We start from the raw sequence: 24,223 nt of genomic DNA, 5'->3' as shown, positions 1-24,223 counted from the left end.
CCGCGTCATCCCCACATCAACCTCAACAACGTTTGTTCAACCTGTTTTGTTGAGGTAGCAATGACCATGAAAGGACAAGAGACCCGTGGCTTTCAGTCGGAAGTAAAACAACTTCTGCACCTGATGATCCATTCTCTCTATTCAAACAAAGAGATTTTCCTGCGTGAGCTGATTTCCAATGCCTCGGATGCGGCAGACAAACTGCGTTTCCGCGCGTTGTCAGATTCCAGCCTGTATGAAGGTGACGGCGAGCTGCGCGTTCGTCTCTCTGTTGATAAGGACAACCGTACCCTCACGCTCAGCGACAATGGTATCGGTATGCGTCGCGATGAGGTCATTGAGAACCTCGGCACTATCGCCAAATCGGGCACCAAATCCTTCCTGGAATCCCTCGGCTCCGACCAGGCTAAAGACAGCCAGCTGATCGGTCAGTTCGGTGTGGGCTTCTACTCTGCCTTTATCGTGGCAGATAAAGTCACCGTTCGTACCCGCGCTGCGGGCGCATCTGCCGATGAAGGTGTGTTCTGGGAATCTGCGGGCGAGGGCGAATATACCCTGGCTGAGATCGAGAAAGCCGATCGTGGTACTGAGATCACGCTGCATCTGCGCGAAGGCGAAGATGAGTTCCTGGACGCATGGCGCGTTCGCAGCATCATCAGCAAATATTCCGATCACATCGCGCTGCCGGTTGAGATCGAGAGCAAAGATGAAGAGGGCGAGGGAACTCACTGGGAGAAAATCAACAAAGCCCAGGCGCTGTGGACCCGCAACAAAGCTGAGATCAGCGACGACGAGTACAACGAGTTCTACAAACATATCGCCCATGACTACAGCGATCCGGTCGCCTGGAGCCACAATCGGGTGGAAGGTAAGCAGGAGTACACCAGCCTGCTCTACATTCCGGCGCGTGCGCCATTTGATATGTGGAACCGCGATCAGAAGCATGGCCTGAAACTCTACGTGCAGCGCGTCTTTATCATGGATGATGCTGAGCAGTTCATGCCGAACTACCTGCGCTTTGTGCGTGGTCTGATTGACTCCAGTGATCTGCCGCTCAACGTCTCCCGCGAGATCCTGCAGGATAGCCGCGTGACCCAGAGCCTGCGTGCTGCGCTGACGAAGCGTACTCTGCAGATGCTGGAAAGACTGGCGAAAGATGACAACGAGAAATACCAGACCTTCTGGAATGAGTTCGGCCTGGTGCTGAAAGAGGGGCCGGCGGAAGATAACGCCAACCAGGAAACGATTGCGAAACTGCTGCGCTTCGCCACCACCCAGAGCGAAGGTTCAGCACAGACCATTTCACTGGAAGACTACGTCAGCCGCATGGTGGAAGGTCAGGAGAAGATTTACTACATCACTGCTGACAGCTATGCCGCTGCGAAGAGCAGCCCGCACCTGGAGCTGTTCCGCAAAAAAGGCATCGAGGTGCTGCTGCTCTCTGACCGCATCGACGAATGGATGATGAGCTACCTCACTGAGTTCGACGGTAAGACCTTCCAGTCGGTCAGCAAAGCGGATGAGTCGCTGAGCAAGCTGGCGGATGAAGAGACCGAAGAGCAGAAAGAAGCGGAAAAAGCGCTGGAGCCATTTGTTGAGCGTGTGAAAAATCTGCTGGGCGAACGCGTGAAAGAGGTGCGTCTGACCCATCGTCTGACCGACACGCCAGCGATTGTGACTACCGATGCCAACGAGATGACCACGCAGATGGCGAAGCTGTTTGCGGCGGCCGGACAGGAAGTGCCGGAAGTGAAGTACCTGTTTGAAATCAACCCGGATCACCCGCTGGTGAAACGTGTTGCGGATACGCAGGATGAAGCACGCTTCGGTGAGTGGATTGAGCTGCTGCTGGATCAGGCGTTGCTGGCAGAGCGCGGTACGCTGGACGATCCAAACCAGTTTATCCGCCGCATGAACCAGCTGCTGACGGCATAACGGCTAAAGGCCGGTGATTATCACCGGCTTTTTTTATGGCTGTGCGGCCTCCTGCAGCCAGTCACGAAACACACGGATCTCTGTATCCTGACGACGGCTCTGCTTCGTCATCATCCAGGTCGCACGCTCCACGGGAACAAAGCCCAGCGGGGCGATCAGCGTGCCATCTTCCAGCTCTTTGCGAACCAGCAAACGCGGTGCCATCAGAACACCCAGACCACTTCGTGCGGCCTGAATGCCCAGCGACAGCGTCTCAAAATGTTTACCGCTATTAAAGCGACCCCTGACTCCGGTCTGGACCGCCCACTCTGACCAGGCGTGCCGTCGGGTATCTGCATGGAGCAGAGGCAGTGCTACCAGATCCTCTCCGACCCGCAGTTGCGTGGCAAAATGCGGTGCGCAAAGCGGTCCAATCTCATCCTCGCTGACCAGCGTGGCGTCTAAATCGGGTTCAGGTGGATCGCCATGGCTGAGGATCAGTACATCCACATGTTCGCTGCGCAGTTGCGCGATCTCAGCGAGCGGCAGAAAGTGAACTTCAATCTCCGGATAGCGTTGGTAAAAGCTGGCGATTCGGGGGATCAGCCATTGTGACAAAAAGCTGGGAGCACAGGAGACGCGGATTTGCTGAAGCAGGCCGGTGCGAATAGTCTCGCAGCTGCTGCGTAACTCACTGAATGCCTGCTGACAGCTCAGAAGCAGCCGGTCGCCGTGTGCGGTCAGTTTCACGCGGCCATGACTACGGACAAACAGCGGCTTACCCATCCAGCTCTCCAGCTGGCGAATCTGATGGCTGATGGCGCTGTGGGTCACATGCAGATGTTCAGCCGCCACACTAAAGCTGCTGTGTAAGGCTGCCTGGTGAAAATAGTGCAGCGCTCTGAGTGGTGGCAGTCCGTTCATCCCTATCTCCTGTGCAGAAACCTAACAGGGATTGTTAATTTATATCATTTTAATGTCCAGCCGCATTCCTCTACTCTGTAAAGCAAATTCTGGCGGGTTGACTCAGCCTTATATCTGTGTTTTTTTTCACCGATATTCCGCCTCGCTTAACCTGCGCTCACGCCGCACACTCCCTGAAGCGAGACAACCATGGCTCACAGCCCTTTATCCTCTGAAACGTCAGCAGAGGCGCGCCATCGGTTACGCCTGGCGCTCTCACGCTTTTACCGGCTGGAGCAATTCGATCTCTTCTTCGCGCCCTCACTGCATGTAGCGCAGGTCCTGCTTTCTCAGCTTTTTCTGCGTCAGGAGCAGGCACGTAATCAGCAGCGCTACGCCTCGCGTTATCCGATCACTGAACTTAGTAACCTGCCAGCGATTCCGCTGATAGCAGGCAGCATTATGCTGGTCCCACATATCGAATTGCCGAATGGCCGCGTACGTCCCTTACAGGATTGCCAGAATCAGGGCGTGACTGAGGCGAGCGAGAGCTTCGCCAGCGTGCTGCATCAGAGACTGATCGACGAATCCCATTTGTTTGTAACCCGGCTGGATCGGCACGCTGAAATCTGTAGCGATCTGGTGCTGGTAGCGTTGCGGACCCATGACTTCAGTACGCTGGTGCGCAGCGAACTGCGGCTATTTGAACAGGGACTGACTCTTAACGCCACGTACGAGGCGCTGCGCCGCTTCGACGATCCGCTGTGGCGCCCCTACAATGCTGCCACCGTCGATGCGCTTTCCCTGTCATCCCCACTGCCGCTGAACTCCTGTCATCAGCCTGGTTTGCCGTTCGCCAGCTTTAATGTTCCGGCCTCGCTGATCTCTGCGCTGTCAGATGCGGACGATGTGGTGAAATGGCCGCAGCTGGCGAGGCTGCAGCTGAATGCTAACGTGCGGGGCAGCGGCAAAAAAAGCGTGAATATGACGCATCATCTGAGTCGGCGACTGCAATTTCTGCTCAGCGCAGGTGGTAAATCTGAAAAAGCGTCAGTCAGGCCGGGCGGGTCGGGGTCAGGGCCAGAAAGCCGCTAAAGTCACCCTGCGCGATCCGCGCCCTTCCTTGTGATGAGCGGGTCATAATGGTATGTTCTTCCGCTTCTAAGATAGATCAATGCGATTCGCAAGGGGATTTACGCAATGCGTATTATTCTGCTCGGAGCTCCGGGCGCAGGTAAGGGGACTCAGGCCCAATTCATCATGGAGAAGTACGGTATTCCGCAAATCTCCACCGGCGACATGTTGCGTGCAGCAGTAAAAGCAGGCAGCGAGCTGGGCAACCAGGCGAAAGCCATTATGGATGCTGGCAAACTGGTGACCGATGAGCTGGTGATTGCGCTGGTCAAAGAGCGTATCACTCAGGAAGACTGCAAAAACGGTTTCCTGCTGGACGGTTTCCCGCGCACCATTCCTCAGGCAGATGCAATGAAAGAGGCCGGGATCAAGGTTGATCACGTGCTGGAGTTTGCCGTACCGGACGAACTGATTGTTGAACGCATCGTGGGCCGTCGTGTTCACACCCCATCTGGCCGCGTTTATCACGTCACCTTTAATCCACCGAAAGTGGAAGGCAAAGATGATCTGACCGGCGAAGAGCTGACCACGCGTAAAGACGATCAGGAAGAGACCGTGCGTAAGCGCCTGGTGGAATACCATCAGATGACCGCGCCACTGATTGCTTACTACAGCAAAGAAGCGGAAGCGGGCAACACCGCCTATCACAAAATCGACGGGACCCGTAAGGTGACCGAAGTGAGTGCTGAGCTGGCTAAGATCCTCGGCTAAGCTCAACGGGGCCGGTATTACTGGCCCCTTTTGCAGTAATCGATTTTACCTCCCACTAATTCCGCTACAATTTCCCCGTTTTCACGCATCCCCGCTGTCATCAAGGAACTCCAATGAGGCAAGATAAGCCCGGCGTGTTATTGGTAAATTTAGGTACGCCAGACGCCCCAACCACACCTGCAGTTAAACGCTATCTGAAACAATTTTTAGGCGATCCGCGCGTGGTTGATGCGCCGCGCTGGCTCTGGTGGCCGGTTCTCAATGCTGTCATTCTGCCGTTTCGCTCGCCACGCGTCTCTAAACTCTACGCATCGGTCTGGATGGAAGGGGGATCACCGCTACTGGTTTACAGCATGCGTCAGCGCGATGCCCTGGCGGCCCGTGTTGATATGCCCGTCGAGCTGGGCATGAGCTATGGTAACCCGAGCCTGAAAAGTGCAGTCGATAAGCTGATGGCGCAGGGCGTGACCCGCCTGATTGTGCTGCCACTCTACCCGCAATTCTCCTGCTCCACTGTGGCCTCAGTGTGGGATGGTCTGACCGCCGTATTCAAAGATTACCGTTCGCTGCCTGACGTGCAGTTTATTCGCGACTATGCCGAGCATCCGGCCTATATCGCCGCGCTGAAAGCGACGGTGGAGCGCTCATTTGAGCGGCACGGTCAGCCCGATCTGCTGGTGTTATCGTTCCACGGCATTCCGCAGCGTTTTGCCAACGAAGGCGATGACTACCCGCAGCGCTGTGCGGATACCACTGCGGCCCTGGTTAAAGCACTGGGTCTGCGTGACGGTCAGTACATGATGACCTTCCAGTCACGTTTTGGTCGTGAACCCTGGCTGATGCCTTACACCGACAAAACCATGGAAAGCCTGCCCGCCAAAGGGATCAGGCATGTTCAGGTGATGAGTCCGGGCTTCTCCTCTGACTGTCTGGAGACGCTTGAGGAGATCAGTGGCGAAAACGGCGAGATCTTCATGCATGCCGGTGGTGAGAAGTTTGAGTATATCCCTGCGCTGAACGCCGATGAGGCGCATATCGACATGATGGCGCAACTGGTCGACGCACGCCGTTAAAGCGCAGGCGGAGAGTGTGATATCATTCTCCGCCTGTTTTTCCAGACGGCACCTCCCGATGAAATTTCCCGGCAAACGCAAATCCAAACACTACTTTCCCGTCAGCGCACGCGATCCCCTGTTACAACCCGCACAACACGACGTTGATGCCGGCAGCTGGGTGGTGGGTATCGACCAGACGCTGGTGGATATCGAAGCAAAAGTCGATGACGCTTTTCTTGAGCGCTACGGCCTGAGTGCCGGGCACTCGCTGGTCATCGATAATGCCGTCGCGGAAGCGCTCTATAACGAGCTGATGCGCGAAGCGCTGATCACCCATCAGTTTGCCGGTGGCACCATCGGTAACACGCTGCATAACTTCTCGGTACTGGCTGATGACCGCTCGGTGCTGCTGGGTGTTATGTGCAATAACATCCAGATTGGCGGCTACGCCTATCGTTATCTCTGTAACACGTCAAGCCGGGTCGATCTCAACTATCTGCAGGGTGTCGATGGCGCTATTGGCCGCTGCTTTACGCTGATTGGTGAACATGGCGAGCGAACGTTTGCTATCAGCCCAGGCCAGATGAACCAGTTACATCCGGATAACGTGCCGGAAGAGGTGATTGCCGGTGCCTCTGCCCTGGTACTGACCTCTTACCTGGTGCGCTGCGCCGAAGGTGAGCCGATGCCGCAGGCGACGTTACGGGCGATTGAGTATGCCAAACGTCACAACGTGCCGGTGGTGCTGACGCTGGGCACCAAGCATGTGATTGGCGATAATCCTGAGTTCTGGCGGGACTTCCTGCGTGATCATGTCAGCATTGTGGCCATGAATGAAGAGGAAGCGCTGGCGCTGACCGGCGAAGCCGATCCACTGCTCGCTTCCAATATGGCGCTGGATTGGGTGGATCTGGTGCTCTGCACCGCCGGCCCGATTGGGCTTTACATGGCGGGCTACACCGAAGACGAGTTCAAACGTAAAACCAATCATCCGCTGTTGCCGGGTGCGATTGCTGAGTTCAACCAGTACGAGTTCAGCCGCGTAATGCGCCAGCAGGATTGCCAGCAGCCGCTGCGTGTTTTCTCGCACATCGCGCCTTATATGGGCGGACCGGAAAAGATCATGAACACCAACGGTGCCGGTGATGGGGCGCTGGCGGCGTTACTGCATGACATCACCGCCAATAACTATCACAGCCTGAATGTGCCTAACTCCAGCAAACATGCGCGTCCGTATCTGACCTATTCGTCGCTGGCGCAGGTGTGTAAATATGCCAACCGTGTCAGCTATCAGGTGCTGAATCAGCATTCGCCGCGTTTAACCCGCGGCCTGCCGGAGCGGGAAGACAGTCTGGAAGAGTCTTACTGGGATCGGTAAAGCGGGTCGCCACAGGGCGGCAGACAGTTTGCAAACTTAAATGAGGGTGAATCTGACAGCAATGGATTAATTCAACGCGCAGGGAACAGGGTCAGAAGAGGAAAGCGTCCCGCGCCAGGACGGCGCGGGCCGAGCATGTCATGGATGACGGCTTTTGCGTCTTTCCGATCTGAACCTGTTCCCTGTGCCGTCTCGGTATCACAGCTATACGGGCCAGACTTAATCAGCGCACTACGTCGCAGGCCTGTAAATCCTCGCCCTGCGTCATCTCATCCTGCAGAATTTGCAGCATACTGCTGGCAATCTCACGCTCACCCATCACCACGCGAGTGGCGCCACGTTCCATGATGTACTCCACTTCATCGTCATAGTGAGCGCGGGCGATAATCTCGATATTCTGATGTTTTTCACGCGCGGCGGTGACCACTTCTCCCGCCTCATATCCATTCGGGATGGTCAGCAACAGCCAGCGGGCGCAGTCGAGTCGGGCCAGTTCCATGGTGTCCGCGCGAGCCGCATTTCCCAGCACGGCTTTGATGCCTTGCTCGCGCAGTGCTTCAACACGCGTGCGGGAATTCTCAACCACCACCAGCGGAACATTGGCTTCAAGCAGCTTCTGGCCAATCAGGCTGCCAACACGGCCATAACCCACAATCACGGCGTGATTGCAGAAATCGACCGGGATCTGCTTCTCTTCTTCAATTGCTTCTTCCAGCGTCTGCTCTTCCATCGTCTCCGTTTTCGCCAGGAAACGCTCAAGCAGGGTAAACAGAATCGGGTTCAGCATAATCGACAGGATGGCGGCGGCCAGCACCAGATTGCGGCCCTCATCATTCAGCAGCCCAAGTGAGATACCCAGGCCGGCCAGAATAAAGGCGAACTCACCAATCTGCGCCAGGCTGACCGAAATGGTCAGAGCCGTACGACGCGAATGGCCAAGCAGCGACACCAGCAGCCAGGCAGCGACTGACTTACCCACCACAATAATGACCAGCGCGCCCAGCACCGCCAGCGGCTGCGTGACCAGAATCGACGGGTCAAACAGCATGCCGACCGACACAAAGAACAGTACGGCAAACGCATCGCGCAGTGGAAGGGTATCGCGCGCAGCGCGGTGGCTCAGTTCCGACTCGTTCAGCACCATACCGGCGAAGAAAGCGCCCAGCGCAAACGACACATCAAAGAATTCAACCGCACCAAAGGCGATGCCCAGTGCCAGTGCTAACACCGCCAGTGTAAACAGCTCGCGTGAGCCAGTGGCGGCGCTGCGGGCGAGAATCCAGGGCACAGCACGGCGTCCCACCACCATCATCAGCACCATAAAGGCGGCGACTTTGCCAATCGTCCACAGCAGGTCCCAGACCAGCAGTCCGGCGCTGGCGTTACCCTGTTCCATCATGCCGGCAATCGCAGGCAGCAGCACCAGCGTCAGTACCATCACCAGATCTTCAACGATCAACCAGCCAATCGCTATCTGTCCACGCTGGCTGTCGATCAGCTGTCGCTCCTCTAACGCGCGCAGTAACACCACGGTACTGGCGGTAGAGAGGCACAGACCAAACACCAGGCCCGTCATCCATGACCATCCCATCGTCCACGATAATCCCATTCCCAGTAACGTCGCGACCGCGATCTGTGCGATGGCACCGGGAATGGCGATCGACTTTACCGACATCAGATCTTTCATCGAGAAGTGCAGGCCGACACCAAACATCAGCAGGATAACGCCGAGTTCTGCCAGTTCAGGGGCCAGATTCGTATCTGCAACAAAGCCGGGAGTAAAGGGACCGGCCAGCACGCCAGCTATCAGGTAGCCGACCAGGGGAGAAATTCGCAGGCGATTTGCCAGCATCCCAAGGAGAAATGCCAGAACCAGTGCTCCGACAATGGTAGTGATCAGCGGTGTGGTGTGATGCATGCCTGTCTCCTTGTATACAAATGTGTCCGCTTGTAACAAATGAGTTTAAAACAAAATCTATTCTTTCGCTGAGCAATTTGCGGGAATACCTTAAAAAACCACGAAAAAAAGTCAAATGTACAGTTGAGTGGGTGTTTTTATTCATTATCCGCAATATTCACTGATTTGACGCTTCAGACCAGGGGATGAGAAATAAATATCAGATGCAGTAAATGATGCCGTTCTGGCGTGAAAAAGAGATAAATGTGTGTGCAGAGCAGTTAAATTCTGTCAGCGGCACTTTTTACAGCAGTCAGCAGGGAGGTCAGCAATAGCGTTTACTGCCTGTATCTGCACTCTCCACCAATAACCGGACAGGGTCACTGGTAAAGCGCGTTATCGCACTAACGCCGCTTTGCAGGGCTGTCCTGCTCATCAAAGGCGGATCAGAAATAAAAAGATCAGGGCGTGTCAGGCAGATGAATGTGCATTGGCCTTGAGTTCGCCGGGGGAATGTGCGACACAGTGGGGCAAAGCGGCAGAAAGTCGGGCCAGAAGATAAATTAAGGAGAGTCACAGTGTTGTTATCTAAATGGACAGGGGTGGGCATGGCACTGCTGGTGGCCGTGATGCCGCTGTTTTCACAGGCCGCCCAGGCCGATCGCACCTATCGTTTCAGTCTGCTGCACACCAACGATGAGCACGGTCACTTCTGGTTTAATGAACAGGGTGAGTATGGCCTGGCCGCGCAGAAAACCCTGATGGATACCATGCGCTACGATGTTCAGTCCCGCGGCGGCGGCGCATTGATCCTCTCTGCCGGTGATGTGAACACGGGCGTGCCGGAGTCCGATGAGCTGGACGCTGAACCCGATTTCCGCGCGATGAATCTCATTGGCTATGATGCGATGGCGCTGGGCAACCATGAATTTGACAAGCCGATCGCGGTCCTGCGTAAGCAGGAACAGTGGGCGAGATTCCCGCTACTGGCCGCCAACGTGTATCAAAAAAGCACCGGTCAGCGCCTGTTCAAACCCTGGGCGGTATTCAACCGTCTCGGATTAAAGATCGCGGTGGTCGGGCTTATCACCCCGGACACGGCGAAACTGGCTAATCCGGCCGGACTGACAGATACCGAGTTCCGCGATCCGGTCGCTGAAACGGTGAAAGCGGTGGCTGAATTGCGCGCCACCGAGAAGCCGGACGTGATTGTCGCGCTGACCCATCTGGGCCACTATGACGACGGTAAACACGGCAGCAACGGCATAGGTGATGTCACGCTGGCGCGCAGCCTGCCTGCCGGAACGATCGACCTGATTGTCGGCGGTCATTCGCATGATGCGGTCTGCATGGAAAAAGAGAACGTCAGCGTAAAAAATTATCAGCCAGGCCAGCCGTGTGAGCCGGATAAGCAAAATGGTATCTGGATTATGCAGGCTGACAAGTGGGGCAAATATGTCGGCCGCGGCGACTTCACCTTCCGTAATGGTCAGGTGACGCTGGAGGCTTATCAGCTGGTGCCGGTTAACCTCAAACATAAGATAAAGAATGCAGATGGCAGCGAAACCTGGCTGACCTGGCAGGAAGAGATCCCGAAAAACACCGCCATGATGAAGTTGCTGATGCCGTTCCAGAAACGTGCAGAGGCGAAGTTAATCGTGAATGTTGGCAGCGCTGACGGCAATTTCAGTGGTGAAAAAGAGCAGGTTCGCTTTGAGCAGACGAATCTGGGCCAGCTGATTCTGCGCGCCCAGATGGCGTTCACCAAAGCCGATTTTGCGGTGATGAGCGGTGGCGGTATTCGTACCTCACTGAAAGCAGGCAAGCTGAACTGGCGTGACCTGTTGCAGGTTCAGCCATTTGGCAATCAGGTGGTTTCGGTCACCCTGACCGGTGCGGAGATCAAAAAATATCTGGATGTCGTTGCTAATATTCAGCCTGATTCAGGCGGCTACGCGCAGTTTGCCGGCATCAGCCTGACCACCGACGGTAAGCAGGTCAGCAACGTCAGCATTAACGGTAAACCGCTGCAGGACACGCAGATTTATCGCATGGCGACCAACAGCTTCAATGCAGCAGGTGGCGACGGTTACCCGCGTCTGGATAATCACCCCGGGTATGCCAACAGTGGAGCCGTTGATGCGCAGGTGCTGCGCGACTTCATTAAGGCGCATTCGCCAGTGAAAGCCAGCGACTATCAGCCGAAAGAGCAGATTGTGCACCTGACCGATGAGCAGATTCGGGCACGGGATGAAGCAGCGGAAAAAGCGCGGAAGCGTAACTATCCAAAAATGATTCTGGCGTGGATCTGGCCGTGGGGGAATGAAACAGCCCGTACGCATTGAACTCACCGGGAGGCGCTTGCGCCTCCCTTTTTTCTTACGCCTGGCAGGAGTGACGTCTAATCCAGCGCTCGCGCAGTTTGTCCCATACCCAGTTGTAGGCCATGGTGTAGGGCAGGAAGAAGAGGAAAAAGGCCACTTCTACCAGCAATGCCTGACCCAGGGAGATATCCAGCATCCAGGCGGCAATCGGCAGACCAATCAGGATAAATCCGCCTTCAAACCCCAGTGCATGTAACACACGCACGCCGGGTCCGCGTTTCTGGCCCGGCGCATAGAGCCTGTCAAATCCGCTGTTATAAATCATGTTCCATAGCATCGCGACCGTTGAGAGCATAATCGCCAGCGATCCCATCTGAAACAGCGGCTTATTCATCACCCATGCCGCCAGCGGCGAAACGGTCAGAATCGCCAGCGTTTCAAAGCAGACAGCATGAAGAATACGTTCTTTAATTGAGCGGGTACGCATTGTTAATTCTCCTTGAATAATGCGGCGCATTTTCACACGTCAGAATGCTAAGATAAAATGAACACCTATCGAAAAAAGCGATGGTTCAGATGCGTTACTCCCCGGAATCCCTTGAGGCTTTTATGCAGACCGTGGCGAGCGGTTCTTTCTCTGCGGCGGCGCGCGCGCTGGGTAAAAGTCAGTCCACCATCAGCGCAGCAGTGGCAAATTTAGAAGATGATCTCGGTTTCGTGCTGTTTGATCGCGCCGGTCGTCAACCCATCCTGACCGAGCAGGGACGCCGTGTTATTCCTCAGGTTCAGCAAATCCTCGCCGCCAGTGAGCGGCTGGATGCGCTGGCGATACGTCTGTCGCAGGGCGTTGAGCCCCGGCTGAGTTTTGCTATGTCCGATTTCTGGCAAACCGATCACCACGAGCATCTGCTCAGGCAATTTGATGCCCGTTATCCGGAGATTGAACTGGAGGTCATGATTGCCGAGGATGGCGATGTGCTGGATCTGCTGCAGGCCGGGCGGGTCCATCTGGGTGTGGTGCGGGCACAGCCTAATCTGCCGGTGGATATTGCGGTAGCACGACTGCAGGTTGAAGCGCAGATGGCCGTCTTTTTACATCGCGATCATCCGCTGGCGCAGCTTAGTACCGTCAGCGAAAGCGAGCTGGAAGGCGTTCGTCACCTGCGGCTAAACACCTGGGTTGAGGCCTCTGAACCCGCGCCGATGGGACGAATCTGGTCGGCACCCACGTACTTACTGCTGTTAGAGATGGCGGAGCAGGGATTTGGCTGGACTGTTTTGCCGCGCTGGCTGGTGAAGCAGTTTGGACATGACGTCCTGAAAGAGCTGTCGATGCCGGGCTGGCCGCAGCATATCGCCATTGAGGTGGTGTGGTCGCGACGCACGCCACCTGGCCCGGCGGGCCGCTGGATGATCGATCAGCTTTGCGCCCAGCCACGGGTTTAATCGTGGCGGGCGATATCCGCAAACGGGGCGTCCAGCAGCCGCGAAAGATCCTGTGGTGCCAGTTCGATATCCAGTCCACGCTTACCGCCTGAAATAAACATGGCGTCAAACGCGCGGGCAGAATGGTCAATCACCGTAGGCAGCCGTTTTTTCTGCCCCAGTGGACTGATACCGCCCACCAGATAACCGGTAACCCGCTGCGCCAGCTGGGGATCGGCCATATCTGCTTTCTTCGCGCCCAGCGCTTTTGCCACCTTCTTGAGATCCAGCTGTGTCGAAACTGGCGTAATCGCCACCGCCAGCTGTTTCGCCTCGCCATTCAGCGCCACCAGCAGCGTTTTATACACCTGCCGCGCATCCAGATTGAGTTTGCGCACGGCTTCATCACCAAAATGCGTTTCGTGACTGTCATGCTCATAGGGGTGCAGGACGAAGCTGACTTTTTGTTTTTCCAGCAATTTTACGGCGGGCGTCATACGGGCTCCTTACTAAGAAAAATCTTATTGCGCAGATCCATTGAAAAAGGTGGCGAAATTTTGTTCTTTGCGTAAAATTGGCCTCGCGCCCGCAATCTGATTGCTGGCGATAACCAAAATCATAAACAAATTCCTCTTTGACGGGCCGATAACATTATCGGCTCTCTTTTTTTCAGGGCTTCTTCAGCATCTCAGGCAGATTAGCTTCGCCGTACAGATGCAGCGCGCCGACCGCGACCACATAGTTTCCTGCCGCGAGCCCTCGCAGGCTGCCACACCATTGCGCATTGCGCTGACCGATCAACGTATCATTCAGCGCCTGACTAAACGTGGCGGGCAGGGTAATTTCCGGCTGGCGTGGCGGCGTATCGAGCCACCAGCTCACCATCATCTGCAGCAGTCGCGCATTGGTATGCCAGTGCAGCAGTGTGTCCTGTAACAGCGCCATACCGTCATCCGGCAGTGCGGTCAGCAGGGCGATCTGTGCATCTGCGCCTTCCAGTTCAATCACCGGCTTGTTCAGATCTTTTGCTGCCTGCAGCAACTGATAATCGATGCCGTAGTCAGGTCGCAATCCCAGTCTTTGCGCCTGCTGTGCCTGTAACATCAGCGCCACCTGCCAGGCGGGCAGGTTATCCAGCAGGCTCAGGTTGAGACTCATCTCCTGACACAGTGCGGTGAGCGTTTGCATCGTACTGCTCTCCAGCCGTGTCGTGAGTGCTGGACGATCGCCCCGGTGATCAAAGGGTGATCCACCCTGCGTAATATCCGCTTCCACTATGAGCGCATCCGCCTGCTGCAACAGATGCAGCAGGCGCGGCGGCAACGGTTGCATGTCGCGCGTTCCCATATGGATGCTGCCCACCAGATGCAACTGACGATCGCCAAGCCGGACATCCATCGCAGGCCAGCGGTAACTGGCGGGAAAAAGTTGGCTGATAAAGCCGCGCAGTGAGCGCCAGATGTTGCCTGTCATTCCCAATCCTTGCGGTTCAAAACGCCATGCTAGCGACTTCAGAGAACGAAAAACAGCGCTGAAAAGGCGATTACTGGCGCGGCGGTTGGTAACGCAGCAGGCGGTTTGCATTGCTGACCACCGTTATAGAGGAGAGCGCCATCGCTGCACCCGCCACAATCGGGCTAAGCAGAGTACCGGTCAGCGGATAGAGCACACCCGCAGCCACCGGAATACCGATGCTGTTATAGATAAATGCGCCAAACAGGTTCTGCCGGATATTGCGCAGTGTCGCAGAAGCGAGCGCTAACGCATCCGCCACGCTGTTCAGGTCGGCACGCATTAATGTAATGCCTGCCGTTTCCACGGCGACATCGCTGCCGCCGCCCATGGCAATGCCCACTTCGGCCTGCGCTAGCGCAGGCGCGTCATTGATACCATCACCGACCATCGCAACGCGGCGGCCCTGCTGCTGTAAGGCTTCAATGGCAGCCGCTTTGCCATCCGGCAACACGCCAGCAATGACTTCATCAATACCGGCTTCGGCTGCAATGGCGCGCGCGGTATTTTCATGGTCACCGGTCAGCATAATCAGGCGATAACCCTGCTGATGCAGCCGCTTCAGGGCGGCGCCACTTTCTGGCCGAAGCTGATCGCGGAGCGCAATCAAACCGGTTAGCTGGCCCTGTTCCGCCAGTAACACCGGCGTTGCCCCCTGTTGTGTCAGGCGCGCAATCTCTGCTTCTGCCACCTGATAATCAATGCCGCTGTCGTGTAACAGTGCAGCATTACCCAGCAGCAGCGTTCTGCCATCCAGAATACCGCTGACCCCTTTACCGCGTATTGTACGAAATTGCGCTAACTGAGGCGGTTGCGTCAGTTTCGCTTCAGCGACAATCGCTTTCGCCAGCGGATGACCCGAGGAAAACTCCAGCGCGGCCGCAGTCGCTAACACGGATTCACGGCTGGCATCACCCCAGACCAGCACCTCGCTGACCTGCGGCTTACCGGCGGTGAGAGTACCGGTTTTATCAAACACCAGCGTGTCGATTTGGCTGGCGCGCTGCAGGGCATCGGCGTCGCGGACCAGCACGCCCAGTTCAGCGGCACGTCCAACACCGGCAATAATTGACATCGGTGTCGCCAGTCCCAGCGCACAGGGGCAGGCAATAATCAGGACGGTAGTCGCGATTACCAGCATGTAAGCGATGTGTGGCTGTGGCCCGAACAGATACCACACTGCGCCGCTGAGCAGTGCAATCAGCACCACGACCGGAACAAAAACAGCAGAGATACGATCGGCCAGACGCCCCAAATCCGGTTTGCTGCTCTGTGCCTGACGTACCAGCCGGATAATGCGCGACAGGGTGGTGTGATTCCCGGTGGCCCGTGCGGTAAATTCAACCGAGCCGTCCTGCACCAGCGTGCCGGCGAAGATCGCCGCACCCGGATTTTTGCTTTGCGGCACTGCTTCGCCGGTAAGCATCGCTTCATCAAACCAGGCTTCACCCGTGACGATTTCACCATCGACCGGAACCCGATCGCCGGTGACCAGGCGCAGCGTCATGCCAGGCTGGACGTCGCTTACCGGGATCAGCCGGTCACCCTGTTGATCGACCAGCCGCGCCTGGGCCGGCGTCAGATCAAGCAGGCGTTCCAGCGCCTTAGACGATCGCTGACGCGCCCGCTGCTCCAGCGCATGCCCCAGATTGATCAGTCCCAGAATCATGACGCTGGCTTCAAAATAGAGATGGCGTGCCTGCGGCGGGAAAAAGTCGGGCCACAGCACCACGCTAAAGGAGTAGACCCAGGCGGCGCCTGTGCCGAGTGCCACCAGCGTATCCATGGTGGCGCTGCCATTGCGTAAACTGCGCCAGGCACTGCGATAAAAGTGGCTGCCGGTCACGACCATGATCAGCAGGGTTACGACGCCCAGCGCCAGCCAGGTGGTGTGGTTGCTGTCGGTGAGCATCATGTTGTTGCCCACCATGCCCCAGATCATCAGTGGCACGCCAAACGCCAGGGCGACAGCAGCCTGCCAGCTGAAACGCCGCATGGCACGGCGAGCGCTGTGCTGCTGTTTTTCACGTCGCTCCTGCTCGTCATCAACGACCTGTGCGCCGTAACCTGCGGCATCGACGGCAGCTACAAGCTGGTGCGGGTCAGCATTACCCAGCACCAGCGCGCTGCGTTCACCGAGATTGACCCGTGCCTGGCTGACACCGGTAACCTGCTGCAGCGCTTTTTCAACACGACTGACGCAACTGGCACAGGTCATGCCTTCAATCAGCAGCATATGGGCAGGCAACGCTTTTTCTGCCGGATGAGAAGCGGTCTCCGTTGTCAGCGCCTCCGGCGGCGGCTCCGATGCTGTCAACGGTTCAGACTTTGGGGAGGCGTCTGCTGTTTTCAGCGTGGCGTGATAACCCGCCTGTTCCACAGTAGCAATCAGCGCGGCCGCATCCGCCTGACCAGAAACCTGCGCTTCCTGTTGAGTGACCTCAGCCAAATCAACATCGTCGCGTTGTTCCAGTGCCTCTTTGACGCGTTTGACACAGTGACCGCAGGATAAGCCGTCGAGTGCCAGGGAAATAGTGTGTGACATAATCAACTCCTTCTGTAATCCCATTTGACGAATTGGTCAGTTCCGATTCATGCTTAAGCATAAACCTTCCATCAAGGGGAAGGTCAAGGGGATGCAAATGAACATCAGCGATGTGGCGAAAAAGACCGGGCTGACCAGCAAGGCGATTCGCTTTTACGAAGAGAAAGGCGTGGTGACACCGCCGTTGCGCAGTGAAAATGGTTACCGCACGTATAGCGGTCATCACATTGACGAGCTAAACCTGTTACGTCAGGCGCGTCAGGTGGGGTTCACGCTGGATGAGTGTCGTGAGCTGGTGGCGTTTTTCAATAATCCCTCGCGCCACAGTGCTGATGTCAAAGCCCGCACGCTGCAGAAAGCTGATGAAATCGCGGCCCACATTGAAGAATTGCATACCATGCGCGCACGCCTGCTGGCGCTGGCGGACGCCTGTCCCGGCGATGACAGTGCCGAGTGTCCCATCATCAATAATCTGGCCGGATGCTGCGGTCAGCGTGGCTGAATACGCAGTGTGATGCCCTCAACACCCACCACGACCACCGCTGTGCCCGCAGGCAGATCCCGATCTGCCTCAACACGCCAGCTGCTGTCCCCGATGCGCACATGGCCGGTGCGGTTGTGCAGGGCGGTATCCAGTGTAAGCTGCAACCCGATCATCTGGCTGCCGCGCTGGTTCAGAGCGTTGGGTTTTTGATGCGCCTCGCGGTGGCGCATCCAGCGATACCACAAAAAAACACACACCAGCGTCATCGCGGCAAACAGGGAGCCCTGTGCCGTCCAGCTCACTGGCATAAACCATTCAATGAGGCCGACAATAACCGCCGCCAGACCGCTCCACAGCAGATAACCGCTGGTGCCCAGCATCTCAGCCGCCAGCAGTAATCCACCCAGCGTCAGCCAGAACCAGTGCGGGTGCGCGATAATGTCGGCCAGCATCAGCGTTTCGACTCAGTGCGTGAGTCCTTCAGCAGTTCACCGATGCCTGCAATTGAACCCAGCAGACTGCTTGCCTCCAGCGGCATCATGACGACTTTGCTGTTATTCCCCTCACCGATTTTTTGCAGCGCATCGGTGTATTTTTGTGCCACGAAGTAGTTGATCGCCTGAATATCGCCTGCTGCGATCGCTTCAGAGACCATTTTCGTGGCGTTAGCTTCTGCCTCAGCCTGACGCTCACGCGCCTCTGCCTGAAGGAATGCCGACGTACGTTCACCTTCGGCTTTAAGGATTTGCGACTGCTTTTCCCCTTCAGCGCGCAGGATTGCCGCCTGCCGTACACCTTCGGCTGTGAGAATGTCGGCGCGTTTGGTTCGCTCCGCTTTCATCTGCGCATTCATCGCGCCAATCAGTTCCTGCGGCGGACGCACGTCACGAATCTCGATGCGGGTGATCTTAACGCCCCACGGATTCGTCGCTTCATCCACGATGTGCAGCAGGCGGGTGTTGATGCTGTCGCGCTGTGACAGCATTTCGTCCAGCTCCATACTGCCAAGAACAGTACGCATGTTGGTCATGGTGAGGTTCAGGATAGCCTGCTCAAGATTGCTGACTTCATAGGCGGCACGCGCAGGGTCAACGACCTGAATAAAGCAGACGGCGTCGATGGTGACGTTGGCGTTGTCTTTAGAAATGATCTCCTGCGAGGGAATATCCAGTACCTGTTCCATCATGTTGATCTTACGACCGACACGATCCATGAACGGCACTACCAGGCTTAATCCTGGCTGCAGGGTGCAGGTATAACGGCCAAAGCGCTCGACCGTCCATTGAAAACCTTGTGGCACGATTTTAACGGTCGCCCAGACCGCTACCAGTGCCAGGATAATCAGGGCAGGAATAACAGTAATCATACAACCTCCGCATTGTCAGATTAACGGGCCGAGTCGCTTCGGCCCGTGGTACTGCTGTTTAATACAGCAGGGAGTAGAGCTGGCGACGATAGCGCGCAGCCAGTGCATCGCCGGTTCCCAGCGCGGCCAGAATTTCCTGTAGCATTTTACGCGCCTGGCCATCAGCGGCATTAAGATCAGATTTCAGGAAACTGAACAGCAGTTCCAGTGCTTCTTCATTACGACCCACCTGATGCAGCTGTAACGAGAGTTTAGCAGCCAGTCCGGCGTTAGTCGGGTCCGCTTCCAGCTCGGATTGCAGCTGCTGAATCTCCGGCGTATCCGCAGCCTGTTTCAGCAGATCGATCTGTGCCATCAGGCTCTGATAACGGGTATCCTGGTCCTGCAGCGGCACCACTTTCAGCACTGCCTCCGCTTCATCGCTGCGGTTCAGGGTAATCAGCACCTCCGCCAGTAGGAAACCAATTTCGCTGGACTGGTTGCTCAACTGCCACGCATCTTTTAACAGTGGCAGCGCCTCCAGCGGTTTCTCTTCCTGCATCAGCGCCATCGCCTGTTGCGCTTTCAGCTCTTCTTCGCGCGGCAGCACTTTTTCCAGCAGGGCGCGGATCGCTTCTTCTGGCTGTGGTCCCTGGAAGCCGTCGACCGGCTGGCCATCCTGGAACAGGTAGACGGTCGGAATTGAACGCAGACCAAACTGCGAGGCCACCCGTTGCTCTTTGTCACAATCCAGCTTTGCGAGGATAAACTGACCCGCGTACTCCTGGGCAAGACGCTCCAGCACCGGCGTCAGCTCCAGACAGTGCTGGCTGCGCTCAGACCAGAAGTAGAACAGCACCGGCAGCTGCATCGACTGCTCAAGGGTCTGCTGCAGGTTAGATTCGTTGATGTCGATGATAGAAGCTTGTGGTGACATGGATAAGTCTCTTTGCAAAAAGTGTTCTAAGAATATGGGGCCAACTGGCCCGGCTTCAAGCGCTATTACGCAGGCCTGATTAATGGCTGCGCAAAATGCGATCCAGCATCCAGCCAGGCAGTAACCGTTTCAACAGGCTCATTACGTGTGCGACCAGTGTCACCGGGTAGCGTAAACGTGGATGTTTACTCTCGAGTGCATGACGAAGTTTAGGCAGAATGGCTTCCGGTGGCAGGGTGAAGCGTGCCGCGATGCCGGGGTTACGCACCGGATTATGCTGTTCGCCCTGCGTCACATTATCGGTAAAGCGTGTCTCAATCGGTCCCGGTTCTATCAGACTGACCCGAATGCCACTGCTGCGCACTTCCAGCCGCAGTGCATCGCTCCAGGCTTCCAGTGCATATTTACTGGCAGCGTACGCGCCCCGGCCTGGCGTGGAGATCAGTCCCAGCACCGAACTGGTATTCACAATGCGGCCATCGCCGCTGGCTTGTAACGCAGGTAACAGCCGCAGCGTTAATTGATGTACACCGAAAAAGTTGCTGGAAAACTGCTGTTCAAGTTGCTGACGGGAGAGGGTACGAAGCGGTCCATAGAGGCCAAACCCGGCGTTGTTAAACAGCGCATCCAGACGGTTATCGCATAACGCGAGTATCGCATCTGCTGCCTGATCCACGCTCTGCGGATCGTCCAGATCGAGCTGTAGCCCGGTAAAACCCAGCGTGTTCATACGCGCGACATCGTCGGCTTTGCGGCAGGCGGCGATCACCCGGTAACCTCGCGCCAGTAAATCGTGGGCGGCGACCAGGCCAATGCCGCTTGAACAACCTGTAATAAGAATAGTTTTTTGCATTTATTTACCCTATTTGCGCATCCTGGCGCGTTACGGCTGCTTAACTAAGGGGGCCAGTTCTTTTGCCATTAACGCAGAGATAAACGGCTGAGCATCAGGATTCGGATGAATACCATCCTGCTGCATCCATTCGGGTTTCAGATAGACCTGCTCCATAAAAAAGGGCACCAGAGGAATGGCATGCTGCTGTGCGAGCTCCGGATAGATGCCGCTGAACGCCTCGGTGTAGCGGCGGCCATAGTTGGCGGGCAGACGGATCTGCATCAGCAAGGGTTTCGCATTAGCGGCTTTAACATCGTCGATCACTTTACTCAGATTCTGTGCGATAGCGTCGGGCGGGAAACCGCGCAGACCATCGTTACCGCCCAGTTCGATTAACACCCATTGCGGCTTATGCTGTTTTAATAGCGCAGGCAGTCGCGCCAGTCCCTGGGCAGCAGTATCACCGCTGATGCTGGCGTTGACCACTTTCGGTTTCTGCTGCCACTGCTTATCAAGCAGGCTGGGCCAGGCCGCAGTGGCAGACATGCGATAGCCCGCACTCAGGCTGTCGCCCAGCACCATCAGGGTATCTGCAGCAGCAAGACGGGATACCAGCAGAAGAATCAATAACAGGAAGGGATAATGCCAGCGGAAAACATTGTTGAAGTTCATCATCTTACTAAGTCCGTCGGTCAGGGAGAGCATCAGTTAACCATCCTCACCGGAGTTGAGTTGGTTGTCAAACCAGCCGAGACCATTGCGCTGATTGGCGAGTCGGGTTCCGGCAAGTCTACCCTGCTGGGCATTCTGGCCGGGCTGGACGATGGCAGCAGCGGTGAAGTCCATCTGCTGGGTCAGCCGCTGCACCAGATGAATGAAGAGCAGCGTGCAGCACTGCGTGCCCGGCAGGTTGGTTTTGTGTTTCAGTCATTTATGCTGGTACCGACTCTGAATGCGCAGGAAAACGTTCAACTGCCATCACTGTTGCGCGGCGACAGCGATCGCCAGAGCCGCGAACAGGCGCGTGAACTGTTGACGCTACTCGGGCTGGGTGAGCGTCTGCATCATCTGCCCGCCCAGCTGTCCGGCGGGGAACAGCAGCGGGTCGCGCTGGCCCGCGCCTTCAGCGGTCGTCCGGGCCTGCTGTTTGCCGATGAGCCCACCGGCAATCTCGATCGTAAAACGGGTGACCGTATTGCCGACCTGCTGTTTTCTCTTAATCGCGACTTCGCCACCACGCTGATTCTGGTGACGCATGATGAACAGCTGGCGGCGCGTTGCGACCGTCGATTGCGGCTGCGTGACGGAAAATTGTGGGAGGAGCAATGATCTGGCGCTGGTTCTGGCGCGAGTGGCGCTCCCCCTCGCTGCTGATCGTCTGGCTGGCTCTGACGCTGGCGGTAGCCTGTGTACTGGCGCTGGGCTCAATCAGCGATCGCATGGAAAAAGGGCTGAATCAGCAGAGTCGTGATTTTATGGCGGGTGACCGCACGCTGCGTAGCACTGATGCTGCCCCGGAAGCCTGGCTGGAAAAAGCGAAGGAAAACGGCCTGACGGTCAGTTCTCAACTGACTTTCATGACCATGACCTTTGCCGGGCAGTCGCCACAACTCGCCTCAGTCAAAGCGGTCGATGATCGCTATCCGATGTTTGGCACCTTACAGACGCAACCTCCGGGGCTGAGACCGCAGGCAGGCACCGCGCTGGCAGCACCGCGCCTGATGGCGCTGCTCAATCTGAAAGTGGGCGATACGCTGGAAGTGGGAGACACCCAGCTGCGCATCAGCGGCGAGGTAATTCAGGAGCCGGATGGCGGCTTTAACCCGTTTGAGATGGCGCCACGTCTGCTGATTAACCTGGCAGATGCGGCGAAAACCGGTGCGATTCAGCCGGGTAGCCGCATCACCTGGCGCTATAAATTCTCCGGTAATCCTGACCAGCTGGCCAGCTATGACCGCTGGATTGAGCCGCAGCTGAAGGCGGATCAGCGCTGGATCAGCGTGGAGAACGCGGAAGATGCGCTGGGCCGTTCGATGCAGCGCGCGCAGCAGTTCCTGCTGCTCTCGGCCTTGCTGACGCTGATGCTGGCGATTGCAGCCGTGGCGGTCGCCATGAGTCACTACTGCCGCAGCCGCTACGATCTGGTGGCGGTGCTGAAAACCCTGGGTGCGACGCACGGCGCGTTGCAGCGCTTAATCATCGGTCAGTGGCTGGCGGTGCTGCTGCTGGCGGCGATTGCCGGTGGCCTGGTGGGGCAGGGCGTGGAAGCGATCCTGATGGCGATGCTGAAACCGGTATTGCCTGCCAGCTTACCGGCAGCCAGCGTCTGGCCATGGATCTGGGCAGTGGGTTCATTATTTGTGATTTCGCTGCTGGTGGGACTGCGTCCCTATCGTCTGCTGCTGGCAACCCAGCCGCTGCGGGTGCTGCGGCGCGATGCCGTGGCAAACCTCTGGCCGCTGAAGTTCTATATTCCAGTGATGATTGCGGTGGTCGTGACGCTGTTAGCGCTGCTTGTCGGCGGCAGTAAAATGCTCTGGGCGCTGCTGGCGGGTGTGGTGGTGCTGGCAGGATTACTGGCGTTACTCGGCTGGGGAACTCTGCTTCTATTGCGTCGGCTGGTGGTGCGCAATCTGGCGCTGCGGCTGGCGATCAACCGGCTGCTGCGCCAGCCTGGCATGACGCTGAGCCAGCTCGCCGCTTTTTCACTGTCGTTTATGCTGCTGGCGCTGCTGCTGGTAATGCGTGGCGATCTGCTGGACCGCTGGCAGCAGCAGTTACCGGCGGATAGCCCGAACTTCTTCCTGTTGAACATGACGGCGGACCAGGTGCCGCAGGTGCGTGACTTCCTGCAGTCGCATCAGATCACGCCCGGGACCTTTTACCCGATTGCGCGGGTACGGCTTAGTGAACTCAATGGCAAACCGGCCGATCCGAAGCTGGATAACGCCCTGAACCGTGAGCTCAACCTGACGGAACTGGCCGATCGCCCGGATCACAATCCGCTGGTGGCAGGCAACTGGCCACCAAAAGCGGGTGAAGTGTCGATGGAAGTGGAACTGGCGGATCGGCTGGGGCTGAAGCTCGGCGATACCCTGACGTTCGACGGCGATACGCAGACGTTCAGCGCACGTATTACCAGCCTGCGTAAAGTGGACTGGGAAAGCCTGAAGCCGAACTTCTTCTTTATCTTCCCGCCGGGGGCGCTCGACAGCCAGCCGCAGACCTGGCTCACCAGCTTCCGCATGGAGGCGAATCCGGTTCTGCTGGCGCAGCTGAATCGTGCTTTTCCGGCGCTGAGTCTGCTGGATATCGGCAGCATCATGCAGCAGATCGGTCAGGTACTGACGCAGGTCAGCCGGGCGCTGGAGATCATGGTGGTACTGGTCACTGCCTGCGGTGTGTTACTGCTGCTGGCGCAGATTCAGGTCGGAATGCGGCAACGCAGGCAGGAGCTGGTGGTCTACCGCACGCTGGGTGCGGGCAAAAGACTGCTACGCACCACGCTGTGGTGTGAGTTTGCCCTGCTCGGCGTCGTCTCGGGCGTGGCGGCCGCGATGGGAGCAGAAGCGGCGCTATGGGGATTACAGACAAAGATTTTCGATTTCCCGTGGCAGCCTGACTGGACATTATGGCTGGCACTGCCGTTATGCGGCGCGTTGCTGTTATCGCTGTGCGGTGGCTGGCTTGGGATTCGGTTACTGAAAGGGAAGGCGTTGTTCAGGAAGTTTGATGCGGCATAAGGCAGGGCTGACTAAGGCGGCATGAGGCCGCCTTTAACCTTTATCCGGAACGCCCCAAGAACCCGCAAGCGGGTAACGGGA

The 24,223-nt window shown here is 56.9% G+C and carries 21 protein-coding genes; 10 read left to right on the top strand and 11 right to left on the bottom strand.

Features of this window, described 5'->3' with window-relative positions:
• Positions 1–60: 60 nt before the first annotated feature.
• Complete coding sequence (gene htpG, locus IAI47_RS14460) at positions 61–1,935, top strand: molecular chaperone HtpG (protein ID WP_008924917.1); 1,875 nt, start codon at positions 61–63, stop codon at positions 1,933–1,935.
• 33 nt (positions 1,936–1,968) lie between these two features.
• On the opposite strand, the gene IAI47_RS14455 is transcribed toward htpG, so the two are convergent.
• Positions 1,969–2,838: a LysR substrate-binding domain-containing protein gene (locus IAI47_RS14455; protein ID WP_003850416.1), complete on the bottom strand. Its 870-nt coding sequence runs from the start codon at positions 2,836–2,838 to the stop codon at positions 1,969–1,971.
• A gap of 189 nt (positions 2,839–3,027) precedes the next feature.
• Here IAI47_RS14455 and IAI47_RS14450 point away from each other — a divergent pair, with 189 nt between their 5' ends.
• The 4 genes from IAI47_RS14450 (at position 3,028) to IAI47_RS14435 (ending at position 7,095) form a co-directional block, all read left to right on the top strand.
• A complete protein-coding gene (locus IAI47_RS14450; RefSeq protein ID WP_008924918.1) occupies positions 3,028–3,912 on the top strand; it encodes a DUF6024 family protein in 885 nt (294 codons plus the stop codon).
• 105 nt (positions 3,913–4,017) lie between these two features.
• Positions 4,018–4,662, top strand: coding sequence for an adenylate kinase (adk, locus tag IAI47_RS14445; protein WP_003850412.1), 645 nt, complete (start codon positions 4,018–4,020; stop codon positions 4,660–4,662).
• Positions 4,663–4,775: 113 nt separating this feature from the next.
• Positions 4,776–5,735, top strand: coding sequence for a ferrochelatase (gene hemH / locus IAI47_RS14440; protein WP_003850410.1), 960 nt, complete (start codon positions 4,776–4,778; stop codon positions 5,733–5,735).
• 58 nt (positions 5,736–5,793) lie between these two features.
• Positions 5,794–7,095, top strand: a complete 1,302-nt coding sequence (locus IAI47_RS14435) for an inosine/guanosine kinase (RefSeq protein WP_003850408.1) — start codon at positions 5,794–5,796, stop codon at positions 7,093–7,095.
• A gap of 223 nt (positions 7,096–7,318) precedes the next feature.
• Here the strand turns inward: IAI47_RS14435 and ybaL are convergent, their stop codons facing one another.
• Positions 7,319–9,013, bottom strand: a complete 1,695-nt coding sequence (gene ybaL, locus IAI47_RS14430; RefSeq protein ID WP_003849412.1) for a YbaL family putative K(+) efflux transporter — start codon at positions 9,011–9,013, stop codon at positions 7,319–7,321.
• 587 nt (positions 9,014–9,600) lie between these two features.
• Here ybaL and ushA point away from each other — a divergent pair.
• A complete protein-coding gene (gene ushA / locus IAI47_RS14425) occupies positions 9,601–11,337 on the top strand; it encodes a bifunctional UDP-sugar hydrolase/5'-nucleotidase UshA (protein ID WP_225613890.1) in 1,737 nt (578 codons plus the stop codon).
• 34 nt (positions 11,338–11,371) lie between these two features.
• Here the strand turns inward: ushA and IAI47_RS14420 are convergent, their stop codons facing one another.
• On the bottom strand, positions 11,372–11,803 hold the full coding sequence (locus tag IAI47_RS14420) for a multidrug/biocide efflux PACE transporter (RefSeq protein ID WP_003849418.1): 432 nt from the start codon (positions 11,801–11,803) through the stop codon (positions 11,372–11,374).
• 89 nt (positions 11,804–11,892) lie between these two features.
• Here IAI47_RS14420 and IAI47_RS14415 point away from each other — a divergent pair, with 89 nt between their 5' ends.
• Entirely contained in the window at positions 11,893–12,762 is an 870-nt protein-coding gene (locus tag IAI47_RS14415; protein ID WP_033742998.1) for a LysR family transcriptional regulator, read from the top strand.
• On the opposite strand, the gene ybaK is transcribed toward IAI47_RS14415, so the two are convergent.
• The 3 genes from ybaK to copA all read right to left on the bottom strand — a co-directional run bounded on the left by ybaK (position 12,759) and on the right by copA (position 16,798).
• Positions 12,759–13,238 carry a Cys-tRNA(Pro)/Cys-tRNA(Cys) deacylase YbaK gene (gene ybaK / locus IAI47_RS14410; RefSeq protein ID WP_003849421.1) on the bottom strand — a complete coding sequence of 160 codons (480 nt, stop codon included), beginning with the start codon at positions 13,236–13,238 and terminating at the stop codon, positions 12,759–12,761. The genes IAI47_RS14415 and ybaK overlap by 4 nt on opposite strands.
• A 172-nt stretch (positions 13,239–13,410) precedes the next feature.
• Complete coding sequence (locus IAI47_RS14405; RefSeq protein ID WP_008924922.1) at positions 13,411–14,214, bottom strand: TraB/GumN family protein; 804 nt, start codon at positions 14,212–14,214, stop codon at positions 13,411–13,413.
• 70 nt (positions 14,215–14,284) lie between these two features.
• Positions 14,285–16,798: a copper-exporting P-type ATPase CopA gene (copA, locus tag IAI47_RS14400; protein WP_008924923.1), complete on the bottom strand. Its 2,514-nt coding sequence runs from the start codon at positions 16,796–16,798 to the stop codon at positions 14,285–14,287.
• 97 nt (positions 16,799–16,895) lie between these two features.
• On the opposite strand from copA, the gene cueR reads away from it, so the two are divergent.
• On the top strand, positions 16,896–17,300 hold the full coding sequence (gene cueR / locus IAI47_RS14395; RefSeq protein WP_003849426.1) for a Cu(I)-responsive transcriptional regulator: 405 nt from the start codon (positions 16,896–16,898) through the stop codon (positions 17,298–17,300).
• Here cueR and IAI47_RS14390 read toward each other — a convergent pair.
• The 5 genes from IAI47_RS14390 to tesA form a co-directional block, all read right to left on the bottom strand.
• The gene (locus tag IAI47_RS14390; RefSeq protein ID WP_003849428.1) at positions 17,288–17,734 is read right to left on the bottom strand and encodes an NfeD family protein; all 447 of its coding nucleotides are present in this window, start codon (positions 17,732–17,734) and stop codon (positions 17,288–17,290) included. The two genes, cueR and IAI47_RS14390, sit on opposite strands and share 13 nt — an antisense overlap.
• Positions 17,734–18,648, bottom strand: coding sequence for an SPFH domain-containing protein (locus tag IAI47_RS14385; protein ID WP_008924925.1), 915 nt, complete (start codon positions 18,646–18,648; stop codon positions 17,734–17,736). The genes IAI47_RS14390 and IAI47_RS14385 overlap by 1 nt, the downstream gene beginning before the upstream one ends.
• 58 nt (positions 18,649–18,706) lie before the next feature.
• Positions 18,707–19,564 carry a co-chaperone YbbN gene (locus IAI47_RS14380; RefSeq protein WP_003849432.1) on the bottom strand — a complete coding sequence of 286 codons (858 nt, stop codon included), beginning with the start codon at positions 19,562–19,564 and terminating at the stop codon, positions 18,707–18,709.
• A gap of 79 nt (positions 19,565–19,643) precedes the next feature.
• Positions 19,644–20,417, bottom strand: a complete 774-nt coding sequence (locus IAI47_RS14375) for an SDR family oxidoreductase (RefSeq protein WP_003849434.1) — start codon at positions 20,415–20,417, stop codon at positions 19,644–19,646.
• Between the two features lie 30 nt (positions 20,418–20,447).
• On the bottom strand, positions 20,448–21,074 hold the full coding sequence (tesA, locus tag IAI47_RS14370) for a multifunctional acyl-CoA thioesterase I/protease I/lysophospholipase L1 (RefSeq protein ID WP_181162210.1): 627 nt from the start codon (positions 21,072–21,074) through the stop codon (positions 20,448–20,450).
• Here tesA and ybbA point away from each other — a divergent pair.
• Together ybbA and ybbP are read left to right on the top strand one after the other, a co-directional pair.
• Entirely contained in the window at positions 21,042–21,728 is a 687-nt protein-coding gene (ybbA, locus tag IAI47_RS14365) for a putative ABC transporter ATP-binding protein YbbA (RefSeq protein WP_010259059.1), read from the top strand. The two genes, tesA and ybbA, sit on opposite strands and share 33 nt — an antisense overlap.
• Positions 21,725–24,142, top strand: a complete 2,418-nt coding sequence (gene ybbP, locus IAI47_RS14360; RefSeq protein ID WP_003849440.1) for a putative ABC transporter permease subunit YbbP — start codon at positions 21,725–21,727, stop codon at positions 24,140–24,142. The genes ybbA and ybbP overlap by 4 nt, the downstream gene beginning before the upstream one ends.
• The last annotated feature ends 81 nt before the right edge of the window (positions 24,143–24,223 follow it).

The sequence above is a fragment of the Pantoea sp. MT58 genome (genome assembly GCF_014495885.1).
GTDB lineage: Bacteria > Pseudomonadota > Gammaproteobacteria > Enterobacterales > Enterobacteriaceae > Pantoea > Pantoea eucalypti.
The sequence above is the reverse complement of the archived record's forward strand: the minus strand, read 5'-3'. Positions and strand labels throughout refer to the sequence as shown.